The organism is Xenorhabdus griffiniae (assembly GCF_001028135.1).
GTDB classification, from domain to species: domain Bacteria; phylum Pseudomonadota; class Gammaproteobacteria; order Enterobacterales; family Enterobacteriaceae; genus Xenorhabdus; species Xenorhabdus bakwenae.
On the sequence record NZ_LDNM01000020.1, the window covers coordinates 43,141 to 54,225 of the forward strand.

An 11,085-nucleotide genomic window follows, 5' to 3' on the forward strand; every position below is an offset into this window, starting at 1 on the left:
AACATTGACGTGATGAAGAAGTTCAACAATTTTCAGGTACGGTGCCATGACAATAGAACTAAAATCAACGCAAATCGGCCAACGCCTTGCGCAGCATCCTTATAATCGGGTACGTCTACTTAATGCTGGCATTGAAATTAGCGGTGATAAGCACCAGTACCTTATCCCATTTAATCAATTAATTGGGATCCAGTGTAAGCGAGGGATTGTTTGGGGGGAACTGGAATTTGAACTGCCAGAAGGAAAAGTGGTTCGCCTGCATGGCACTGAATGGCAGCAAACACAACGTTTTTACCATTATCTCTTAAAAGAATGGCAAAAATGGAGCCTCGCCATGAGCGAAGTCAGTGCTGATGTTTTGGCAGCTCAAGTAAATGATATAGCTAAAATCAAACAACAGAATCGTTGGCTGAAAACGACTGATTTAGCTTCCGTGCAGCAACAAATTCAGGAAACATTTCAGGCTTTACCTTTGCCATTACAACGAGTCGCACAATTTGAAAATTGTCGTGACAATTATAAGATTTGTCTGGATTGGTCAGAGGAAGGTGAAAAAATAATCCAAACGCTGAACCGGCAATGGGTTGATCATATGCGGGTGCAATATGGACAATTTTTCCAGACAATAGAAGCGTCACCACTTGATCGTTCTCAGTGTCAGGCAGTGATGAATGGTGAACAAAATATTCTGGTATTAGCGGGGGCGGGCAGTGGAAAAACCGCTGTTTTAATTGCGCGCGCAGGATGGTTATTGTTACGTCAATACGCACTTCCAGAGCAAATTTTGTTGTTGGCTTTCGATAGCTGGGCTGCTGATAAAATGAATGAACGTATTCAGGCTCGTTTGGGAACCCAGGAAATAAAAGCCAAAACATTTCATGCTCTGGCATTGCATATTATTCAGCAAGGCAGTAATAAGTCCTCCAAAATTAGCGAGCTGGAAATTAATCTGCAAAAGCGCCGTGATTTTCTCATTCAGGAATGGCAAAAACAGTGCGGAGAAAAAAAAGCACAGGCTAAAGGTTGGCGAGAATGGTTGAATGCAGAATTGGGTTGGCAATTGCCGGAAGGTGAATATTGGCATGATAGCTCATTGACGACTCGTTTATCGGTTCGTTTAGAAGGTTGGCTGGAATTAATGCGTATGCAGGGTGGCAGTCAAAAAGAGATGCTTGAGCAGGCACCTGCTGCTTATATTGATGCATTTCAGAAGCGTCTGCGGCTGATGGCACCTTTGCTGAAAGCCTGGAAATCGGCATTGGAATCTGAGGACGCGGTCGATTTTTCTGGTTTGATCCATCAGGCGGTGAATATTTTACAGAAAGGTCGATTTATCAGCCCGTGGAAACATATTCTGGTGGACGAGTTTCAGGATATTTCTCCTTTGGGGGTCAAATTATTAACGGCATTGCAGGCACAAAATAGGCAAAGTCATTTATTTGTTGTGGGAGATGATTGGCAGGCAATCTATCGCTTCAGTGGCCCTGAATTATCGTTACCGACAGCATTTTCAACCTACTTTGATAAAGTAGCTGAATGTGCACTGGATACGACTTATCGTCTTAATGACCGTATTAGGGAGATTGCCAACCAATTTGTGCAGCAAAATCCTTATCAATTAAAAAAGCCTCTCAGTAGCCTGACAAAAGGCAATAAAAAAACGGTTGTTATTTTACCGGAAGAGCAATTAGAGGTACTACTTAATAAAATGAGTGGTTATGTTACCAGACAAGAAACCATCCTATTATTGGCTCGCTATCACTATCTCAAACCTGAATTATTGAAAAAAGCACCGACGCGTTGGCCAAATTTGAAGATTGAATTTATGACAATTCATGCGGCTAAAGGGCAGCAAGCGGATTATGTCATTATACTGGGATTGCAACAGGGAAAAGACGGTTTTCCGGCGCCGGAAAGGGAATCTGTGATAGAACAAGTTTTATTACCACAACCTGAAAATTTCCCTGATGCGGAAGAGCGCCGTCTGTTATACGTCGCATTGACGCGAGCAAAAAAGCAGGTTTGGCTCATGCAGAAGCTGAAAAACCCTTCTATTTTCATTCATCAACTGGCGCAATTGGGCGTGCCGATTCAGCGTAAGCCCTAAATTTCACCCTGATGGTTGTTGAAATCACTTCAATCTCTCATTGAGATAGTGCTGATAATCTGGTACGCAAATATCAATATCTTGAGAGAAAAGTGCTGAGTTGATGAGAAAATAGGCTGTTGAACAGTTTGTTGCAACAGGAATATTCCAAACCGTTGCCACGCGTAGCAGCGCTTTAACATCAGGATCATGAGGAACCGCGTTCAGAGGGTCCCAAAAGAAAATTAAGACATCGATTTCGCCTTCCGAAATCAGCGCACCGAGTTGTTGGTCACCTCCCATTGGCCCACTTAACATGCTTGTTACAGGCAACCCTGTTTTCTGCTGAATTAAATGCCCCGTCGTTCCTGTAGCATATAAAGTATGCTTTGCTAACAAAGTGTTATGGGTATTAACCCAGGCCAGCAGGGAATTTTTACAATGATCGTGTGCGACAAGCGCAATATTTTTCGATTCAGCTAAAGTGCGAACAGTTGATTCCATAGCGATACCTTTATATGAATAAATTATTTATCAATGAAGAAGCAAAATTATTGGCAGAAAATGAAGGGTTAGATGTTGTGATGGATCGTTGCCCAAAAATTGAAATCCTGCGGTTGGGGATGGAAAAGTGAATAAGGCGGCGATGGGTTCATTATTCACCACCTTACTGTTATGCATTGGATAACGGTAATAAAAGTATTTAATTGCGTAGTCGTGGAGCTTGTAATTGACTGCGGATAGATTCGGCTAACTCATCCAGAGAAGATTGTTCTGGATGTTCATCTGATGTTTCGTAAGTCAATTGGACTTCTGCCAAATAAGTATGGATAGGTTGACCATCATCATCTTCCATCACAACGTGATACCACGGCGCTGAACGTAAGGTAGCATTAGATGCAATATCATTTTCCTGCGGCTGTTCTAAAGAATATTCAGCATCAATATCTACAATAACACCCAAGTAACCCAGCAATCTATGTCGTACTTGCTGGCCGATACCAAATTTGCTGGCGATCATCATAGCCACCTCCAAAGAAACCTTGCAATGACACTTATATAAGGGCAGTCAGGTAAATTTCAAGCGCACACCCGGTAACGGTAGCCGGAATTTTGCATGATTTTTGAAATCAAGATGGCATGTGATCACCATCTCATAATTTCAGGTTAGCTGTTGCGTATATAAAATACAATAACAAAAGTGGGTTTCAACGTTTTTACCATCTTATCTGGGAGGAATATAACGATGACTAAATGCAGCATGACTATTTATGTTTATGGAAAGGTACAGGGAGTTGGATTCCGTTATCACACTTACCATTGGGCAAAGAAAAATAAGCTGGTGGGATATGTTCGTAATATGAATGATGGGAGTGTAAAGATTGTCGCTTGTGGCAATGATGGACAAATCAAAATGTTAACACATTGGCTAGAGCAGGGTGGGCCTCCTGGTGCCAAAATAGAACATTTTCAATCTCAGTTTTGTGACGTAGAAGAGATGAATGATTTTAGCATCCGCCATTAGCGGCGGATGAATAAATCAAATACATTTGACGGGCTTGGGAAGGCCTGCAATTTTTGTTGCTTGTTTTGCAGGCCCTTTGGGAAACAGGCGATAGAGGTAACGGCTATTCCCTTTCTCCTCCCCATATTTTTGGGCGATCGCTTTGACGAGCATACGAATAGCGGGTGAAGTATTAAATTCTTCATAGAACTCACGTACAAAACGGATAACTTCCCAATGCTGTTCGGTTAGAGCGATTGCTTCCTGCTCGGCAATGATAGGAGCCATGGCTTCTTGCCAATCACGGTAGTTTTTTAGATAACCTTGTGCATCAGTTTCGATCTCACGACTTTCAAATACCAACATAACTTTTTACCATCCAATAACGATGGCTGCAATTTAGCAAAAATCACCACTATCCCCAAGAAGGATTACCAAAAATGCTGAATAAATAGACCAAAAGACAGTGTTGTGAATAAATTAACGGCAGTTGAACAGACAAATGCTTTACATTGGGAACGGTGATGTTTATAGTGCTCGGCATTGCGGAGGGGTGGCCGAGCGGCTGAAGGCAGCGGTCTTGAAAACCGCCGATGGGAAACCATCCGAGAGTTCGAATCTCTCCTCCTCCGCCATCTACACTTCCAGCAGCATCTCTTAAAGTCTACTTTCCCCAGTAAAATCAACGAAAACTCCCAAATAAAGCGCTATTAACGTCTACTGGCATCTATTGCAATGTACCCCAGTCAGGGGGTATATATAGCGGTAACTTTCTGTACCCCCTAAAAAAATACCCCCGTTACTGTGAGGGGCAAGGATGCTAGAAATATGAAACTAACAGTCCGACAAGTTGAAACAGTAAAACCCCAAGATAAAGATTTTAAGCTATCAGATGGCGGCGGTTTATATCTGCTGGTAAAGACAACCGGTTCTAAATACTGGCGACTGAAATACCGCATTGCCGGAAAAGAAAAGTTACTCGCTATTGGTACTTTTCCGCTTATCACTCTGGCAGAGGCCAGAAGAAAACGTGATGAAGCCAAGAAACTGATAGCCGAAGGTATTGATCCCAACCAAGATAAAAAACAGAAAAAACTTGCAGCTCAGGGAGAAATCAGTAACACCTTTGAAAGCATTGCGCGTGAATGGTACGAGGGAAGAAAAGACAGGTGGTCTGTTGGTTACGTGAAGATATGATGGACGCATTCGAAAAAGATGTTTTCCCTTATATTGGTCATCGCCCGATTGCTGAAATAAAACCCCTCGAATTATTAGACCTCCTTTCTATTATGGAAAAGAGAGGCGCCACCGATAAACTAAAGAAAGTCCGCCAACGCTGTGGTGAAGTTTGGACATATGCAATTATTACGGGCAGAGCCGAATATAACCCAGCTCCCGATTTAGCGAGTGCTTTTATCCCACATCAACGCGAACACTACGCTCACCTTTCAGTAGATGACTTACCTGAATTTCTTCGCTCTATTGATAAATATATGGGAAGTCAGATAGTCAGAACGGCTTTACGAATGCTGATATTAACGGGCGTTCGTCCGGGAGAACTTCGCAAAGCTGAATGGGCAGAAATTAATTTAGATAAGGCTGTTTGGACAATTCCCGCCGAAAAAATGAAAATGCGCTGTACTCATGTCGTGCCGTTATCAGAGCAAGTTATCGATTTATTGAAGCAGATTCAGCCTATCAGCGGCAGTTATCAGTATGTTTTTCCAAGTCGAACAGACTACAGAAAGCATATATCTGATATGGCAATCAAATACCATGATCCGCCGTATGGGATATTCAGGACGAGCCACAGGCCACGGCTTCCGACACACCATGAGTACCATCCTGCATGATCAAGACTTCAACACTGCATGGGTTGAAAAACAGCTTGCGCACGTCGATAAAAACAGCATTCGAGGCACTTACAACCACGCTCAATATCTGGATGGTCGCAGGGAAATGCTGCAATGGTATGCGGATTATATGGAAATGCTGGAACGAGGCGAAAATGTGCTGATCGGGAAATTTGGCAAAAGGGCATAACGATAGAAATTTTTTAAGAAAAATAACATAAAAAGCAACGCCCCAGAGTGCTCGAACACATCTGAGGCGTCTAACCAAACCGTTATACGAGGTAACGACGATGGCTGATACACAGTCTAACCAAACTCACCCCAAATTTACATATTCAGATAAAACAGACGAACAAAAACCGTTCGAACTTATCAAAACCGTAAAAAAATCCGCCATGTATCACTGGGAAAAGCTGCTGTCTGCTTGTGGCATTGATATTCCGGCAAAGGGTAAACATGGCACTTGCCCTGTCTGTGGCGGTACTGATCGCTTCCACTTTATCGATGATCATCATCACGGAAATTGGCATTGCCGCCAGTGTGACGTTCCGAACTATGGTGATGGACTGGATTTAGTGGCAAAGACTAAAGGGATCTCGATTTTTGAGGCTGCAAAAATTATTGCAGATGCTCTGGCATTGCCTTTGCGAGAATCCATACCAACCAAAATGCCGATTCATAACTCTAAACCGATCGCAGAACGCATCACGGCACTGGTTGCCACTGCTGTTACGGGTGAATCTCAATATCTGGTGAAAAAGGGATTGCAATGCCCTAATCAGCGGTTGTTAAAAGACGGCTCTTTATTGCTGGTAACTCAGACACTGGATGGCACAATCACGGGCGCACAGACCATCAAGCCGAACGGCGAAAAACGCATTGTTTCCGGTTCGCAGAAAAAAGGCAGTTTTATCCCGGTATCTGAAATTACCGGAACGCCGGACACAATCATCATTACCGAGGGTTACGCCACAGCTTTAACTGTCAGTCAACTACATAAAGGCGTGGTACTGGCAGCGATTGATGAAAGTAACCTATTGATTGTTGGCGAGCAGGTTAGAGCACAGTTTCCAAACGCGAAAATCATCATTGCCGCCGATAACGACTGGTACGAACCGGAAGAACGAGACAAAAATGGCAGGCTGAAAAAGAATATCGGCAAGGTTGCAGCAGAGAAAACCGCCATAGCGATTAACGGATGGGTAACGCTACCGCCTATGGAATTAAAAGCCGATTGGGACGATTATCGCCAACAACACGGTATAGAAATAGCCCAACGAGCCTTTGCTCAGGGGCTTTATCAACCGATATCAACAAAGAAAAAAGTAGCTACTCAGCTTAATAATGATGCCGAGCCTGCAAAATTGACACTATGTCAGATGGGAGCCAGTCAGCGCGGGGAAGTATTGCTGGCACGTTATAACGGTGATTTGGCACTGGATGGCGCTTCGGAAACTGTTTATCACTATGACGGTATTATCTGGCGTCTGGTCAGTGACCGTGATTTAAGGCGGGAAATGGTCGCTGCTTTTATGGAAGAGAAACTACCGTACTCGCCACATGGTATCAGCTCTGCCGTGGATGCCCTGAAATTACAGCTTCCCATGATGCAGCCGCCAGAACGTCACTTAATCGGATTCAGTAACGGCGTATTTGACCTGAAAGCCTGCCAGTTCCGGCCTCACCGTAAAAATGATTGGTTATTGCTTGCCAATGATGTTGAATTCAATTCCCCTGTTTCAGGGGAAAACCTGCAAGATCACGCTCCACAGTTCTGGCGCTGGCTCAATCAGGCAACAGCCAACTGTGAAGACAAAACATATAGAGTACTAGCGGCACTGTTTATGGTGCTGGCGAACCGTTATGACTGGCAACTTTTTCTGGAAGTCACAGGAGCCGGAGGCAGTGGCAAAAGCATCTTTGCAGAAATATGTTCAATGCTGGCAGGTAAAGGCAATACCGTTTCCGCAAGTATGGCAGCACTGGAAAACCCACGGGAACGGGCGTTGATTGTCGGCTATTCGCTGATTATCCTGCCAGACCAAACCCGCTATGTGGGCGATGGCTCCGGCATCAAGGCAATTACTGGCGGCGATGAAGTTGCTATCGATCCGAAACACAAACAACCTTATTCAACCCGCATTCCTGCGGTGGTGCTGGCAGTAAACAATAATGCCATGAGTTTCAGTGATCGCAGTGGTGGAGTATCGCGGCGTCGGGTGATTTTTAATTTTTCCGAAGTCGTGCCGGAAAATGAGCGTGATCCGTTCCTGCGGGATAAAATTGCTGTAGAGTTGCCTGTAATTATCCGGCATTTATTGCATCGTTTCGCTGATCCACAATCAGCGAGGCGTTTACTGGCAGAGCAGCAGAAATCTGCGGAGGCACTGGATATCAAACGTGGTACAGATCCACTAGTCGATTTTTGCGGTTATCTTATTGCTTCCCATGAAGCTGATGGTCTGTTAATCGGCAATGCGGAAATTATGCCGTTCAATCCCCGTAAGTACCTTTATCACACCTACCTTGCTTATATGAAAGGTAATAATTTGAATAAACCTGTTTCTGTGACTCGCTTCGGTATGGATATGCCGGGCGCACTGGCAGAGTACAGCCAGCAATACTTACGCAAGAAAAGCAAACAAGGCATTCGTAGCAATCTGAGCCTGAATCTTGATACTGCAATCGAATGGATGCCAAAACTGACAAGGAATAGCCCGCCAGAAGAATAATTTTTTCTGATTACAGCTATTTTTCAAAGAAAATAAAAAAGTGTTCACCACTGTTCACCTTATAATTTAAACCAAATATATCAATGCATTATATGGTGAATAGTTATTTTTAAACTGTTCACAACTATTCATCACTGTTCACCTTTTTTCTGATTGGGGGTGAACGGTTGGGTGAAGAGTAGTGAAGAGTTTAATTTCAACTCACCACCCTTTAACAGTATGAATTTCAATAAAATTATTCAAATGTGAACAGGGTGAACAGTTTTATTACTAATTCTTTAATAGGGAGGGGGTAGGTAAAAATGTTTTCTCTGGCAGATGATCTTTCAGATCTCTGAGTTACTGGGTTAATTTATTAGCCCGGTAACTCGGAGAAGGCAAGCGTAGCGCGTCAGTGTGAATTTAATTTGTTGTATTACGTTAAATTTAAATCATGTAATTATTTGATTTTATATTAAAACTGATAATTATCACATTTTTATTGAATAATCCTTGTTCATAGTGGAATTCTTAAAATTTTCTGGTATATCATGGCGTTCATAAATTGTTCTATCAGTATAAAATTGTATCGAGATAGGGAGAAAGAAGTATGGCTATAGGACACTTTTTGACTGTAGGGGATAAGACAAGCTGTAAAGGAACAATTCTTACAGGAACCAGTAATATTACATTTTATGGACGGCAGGCTGCGGTAGAAGGTTCCCTTGTTACTTGTGGAAACTACTCAGGCAACTTTTCTATCGTAGGTGGTGTGAGTTGCTTTTTTGATATGGGGATTAAATTGGCAGGAACTTTAGATAGCCAGAGTACTTGTCCTTGCGGAGCAAATTTTATTCCCTCCATTCCTGATAGTTATCAAAATACAGCACCCTCCTCAGGAAAAACAGAACCGCAGGAATTACTCTCAGAAACAAAAAAATGGATTGGTTTTAGTGTTGCTCCTGATATTGATTATTGCGGCATAAAATGTATTGCCACGCTTGATGATGGTTCAGTCCTTAATGGTGAGTTTAACCAAGAAAATAAAGTCATGTTCACATCAATAACAGGCCATAAGTGTGTAAAACTTGAAATAGAGCATTTTGAAAAAGAAAGTTCTCCACAAAGCTTGACAGAAATCTTATTAAATAAAATTATTGGATGAAATCATGACATATGAAGTGGTAGATGGAACATATGCAGGAAAACAAGAACATTCTATTAATGACCCTATTTTAAATAAGGCGGTGGCAGCATTAGAAGGTGCTTCAATTAAATTTTCTACCGATGTAATTAACGATGCTAATGTCAGACAAAGCTATACTTCAAATATTAAAAGATCAGTTTCTGAAATTAAGCAGATGGTGAGTACAAAAAAAATCTCAGTGAAAGAAGCCGCTGAATTTTGTTACGAAATGCGTAATCAAATTATGGCAGAACATAGAAAATTCACGTCAGCACAGGGGTTGGCCTTTGCTGAGAGACATAAGAAAACACCTCCATCTTTTGAAAAGCTTATTGATAAATATTCTCAGAAAAAATTTGGGAAAGTATTTAGTAACCTCACTCCAGATCAAAAAAGTAAAATTTACTATGAGATCATAGAAGCCTCAGCAAGAGACAACCCTAAATTCACGACAGCAAATAAACGATTAAAAGTTATCGGAAAAGTAGGAATTATCTTTACGGCAGTATTAGCAACACATGAAGTATTGAATGCTGAAAACAAACCTAAGGAAGCTATTAAACAAGGTATACAAATTGGTGGCGGTGCTGCTGGTGGAGCACTTGCTGGTTTAACTGTATCTCCGGTATGTGGGCCTGGTGCTCCCGTTTGTGCTGTTGTTTTGGTATTAGTAGGGAGCGCGGCAGGAGCAATTGTTGGTTCAGTGGTTGCTGATACTTTAGATGAAGAAATAGAGGAATTTACCCGTTGGGCAATCAATTAACTGATATAGATTTATGTGAAGCGTTATCTGACATCTTTGTAGATAATGAAGTTGATTATGAGTATATAGCTTCTGTAGCAAAACATTTTCCACTTGAGCATGTAGAAATGGTCTTTTTCGAGTGGGTGGCTCCGGTGTGTTATACCAATGGTTTTATTCCTGTACCTCCCGTATGGACTTTTTTTGATCGTGAACAGCTTTGGGAGGATATTCAGGAATTACGGAGAAAACAGTTATCGGTAGGTAATATAGGAAAAATAAAAGAAAAGATCAGACAACGTTTTTTACGGAAGCATTTTGAAAAGGAGTGGCAGTGTTTGAAGAAAAGACTGGTTGATTAAGGTTGCCAATTTATGCCATCTATATTTACAATTATTATTAATGTGATTTTACAAATAATAGGTATAATTTGATGTGTTTTATATAATTTAGTGTTTTCTGAAAAATATCATTTATTAAAATTTATCAATTACATAAAGGAAAGATTGTTTTGATTAAAAAAATAAAAATACACGGGTATAGAATTTATAAAGAGTTAGTGCTTACTCCAAATACAAAATTAAACATTATTGTGGGTGATAATGAAGCAGGTAAATCAACTTTATTAGAGGCTATTGTATTAGCTTTAACAGGACGAATTAACGGACGAAGTGCATCGGAAGAGTTTAATTCGCATTGGTTTAATACTGATTTTGTGAATGATTTTTTACTTGAGCATAAAAAGGGTGAAAGAGTTTCTTTTCCAGAAATTAGTATTGAATTATTCTTCGATAACCAACCTGACTTACAAGCTCTATGTGGTGCAATTAACAGTGATGTACCAACTACAGCTTGTCCAAGTGTTGTTTTCAGTATAATACCTGATCCTGAATATGTAGACGAATTAGATGAATGGTTAAAAGAACCTTCACCATTACTTCCAGGGCAACCGCATGAATGATCAAATAACATTCAGGTTAGAAAATCCTGCTTGTAATACCTG

At 41.4% G+C, this 11,085-nt stretch carries 10 protein-coding genes, 1 tRNA gene and 2 pseudogenes; 10 read left to right on the forward strand and 3 right to left on the reverse strand.

What is annotated here, in order from left to right; translation table 11 throughout:
• The first annotated feature begins 52 nt into the window (after positions 1-52).
• On the forward strand, positions 53-2,107 hold the full coding sequence (helD, locus tag AAY47_RS06625; RefSeq protein ID WP_047768131.1) for a DNA helicase IV: 2,055 nt from the start codon (positions 53-55) through the stop codon (positions 2,105-2,107).
• 24 nt (positions 2,108-2,131) lie between these two features.
• Here the strand turns inward: helD and AAY47_RS06630 are convergent, their stop codons facing one another.
• Entirely contained in the window at positions 2,132-2,590 is a 459-nt protein-coding gene (locus AAY47_RS06630) for a methylglyoxal synthase (RefSeq protein ID WP_047768111.1), read from the reverse strand.
• Between the two features lie 26 nt (positions 2,591-2,616).
• Between AAY47_RS06630 and AAY47_RS21650 the strand changes: the two are divergent.
• A pseudogene (locus AAY47_RS21650) lies at positions 2,617-2,721 on the forward strand (CoA-binding protein); the annotation flags it as partial.
• A 68-nt stretch (positions 2,722-2,789) separates the two neighbouring features.
• Here AAY47_RS21650 and hspQ read toward each other — a convergent pair.
• Positions 2,790-3,110 (reverse strand): heat shock protein HspQ, encoded by a 321-nt coding sequence (gene hspQ / locus AAY47_RS06635; RefSeq protein ID WP_200897748.1) that lies wholly within the window; start codon positions 3,108-3,110, stop codon positions 2,790-2,792.
• A gap of 222 nt (positions 3,111-3,332) precedes the next feature.
• Between hspQ and yccX the strand changes: the two genes are divergently transcribed.
• Complete coding sequence (gene yccX / locus AAY47_RS06640) at positions 3,333-3,611, forward strand: acylphosphatase (protein ID WP_047768113.1); 279 nt, start codon at positions 3,333-3,335, stop codon at positions 3,609-3,611.
• A 15-nt stretch (positions 3,612-3,626) separates the two neighbouring features.
• On the opposite strand, the gene tusE is transcribed toward yccX, so the two are convergent.
• Positions 3,627-3,956, reverse strand: a complete 330-nt coding sequence (tusE, locus tag AAY47_RS06645; RefSeq protein WP_047768115.1) for a sulfurtransferase TusE — start codon at positions 3,954-3,956, stop codon at positions 3,627-3,629.
• Positions 3,957-4,137: 181 nt separating this feature from the next.
• On the opposite strand from tusE, the gene AAY47_RS06650 reads away from it, so the two are divergent.
• The 7 genes and pseudogenes from AAY47_RS06650 (at position 4,138) to AAY47_RS06680 (ending at position 11,043) form a co-directional block, all read left to right on the forward strand.
• Positions 4,138-4,225, forward strand: a tRNA-Ser gene (locus AAY47_RS06650).
• 193 nt (positions 4,226-4,418) lie between these two features.
• Positions 4,419-5,633, forward strand: a pseudogene (locus tag AAY47_RS06655) (tyrosine-type recombinase/integrase).
• Positions 5,634-5,733: 100 nt separating this feature from the next.
• Positions 5,734-8,175, forward strand: coding sequence for a DUF5906 domain-containing protein (locus tag AAY47_RS06660; RefSeq protein ID WP_369813302.1), 2,442 nt, complete (start codon positions 5,734-5,736; stop codon positions 8,173-8,175).
• A gap of 589 nt (positions 8,176-8,764) precedes the next feature.
• The gene (locus tag AAY47_RS23150) at positions 8,765-9,319 is read left to right on the forward strand and encodes a PAAR domain-containing protein (protein WP_047768117.1); all 555 of its coding nucleotides are present in this window, start codon (positions 8,765-8,767) and stop codon (positions 9,317-9,319) included.
• Positions 9,320-9,323: 4 nt separating this feature from the next.
• A complete protein-coding gene (locus AAY47_RS06670; protein ID WP_047768120.1) occupies positions 9,324-10,103 on the forward strand; it encodes a hypothetical protein in 780 nt (259 codons plus the stop codon).
• Complete coding sequence (locus AAY47_RS06675; RefSeq protein WP_047768122.1) at positions 10,088-10,444, forward strand: DUF7079 family protein; 357 nt, start codon at positions 10,088-10,090, stop codon at positions 10,442-10,444. Before AAY47_RS06670 ends, AAY47_RS06675 begins: the two co-directional genes overlap by 16 nt.
• 149 nt (positions 10,445-10,593) lie before the next feature.
• Complete coding sequence (locus tag AAY47_RS06680; protein ID WP_047768124.1) at positions 10,594-11,043, forward strand: ATP-binding protein; 450 nt, start codon at positions 10,594-10,596, stop codon at positions 11,041-11,043.
• Positions 11,044-11,085: the final 42 nt, after the last annotated feature.

Excerpts from the sequence above, each read along its gene's own strand:
- AAY47_RS06630 (WP_047768111.1), bottom strand. The coding sequence starts at position 2,590 with ATGGAATCAACTGTTCGCACTTTAGCTGAATCGAAAAATATTGCGCTT.
- hspQ (WP_200897748.1), bottom strand. The coding sequence starts at position 3,110 with ATGATGATCGCCAGCAAATTTGGTATCGGCCAGCAAGTACGACATAGA.
- yccX (WP_047768113.1), top strand. The coding sequence starts at position 3,333 with ATGACTAAATGCAGCATGACTATTTATGTTTATGGAAAGGTACAGGGA.
- tusE (WP_047768115.1), bottom strand. The coding sequence starts at position 3,956 with ATGTTGGTATTTGAAAGTCGTGAGATCGAAACTGATGCACAAGGTTAT.
- AAY47_RS06660 (WP_369813302.1), top strand. The coding sequence starts at position 5,734 with ATGGCTGATACACAGTCTAACCAAACTCACCCCAAATTTACATATTCA.
- AAY47_RS23150 (WP_047768117.1), top strand. The coding sequence starts at position 8,765 with ATGGCTATAGGACACTTTTTGACTGTAGGGGATAAGACAAGCTGTAAA.
- AAY47_RS06670 (WP_047768120.1), top strand. The coding sequence starts at position 9,324 with ATGACATATGAAGTGGTAGATGGAACATATGCAGGAAAACAAGAACAT.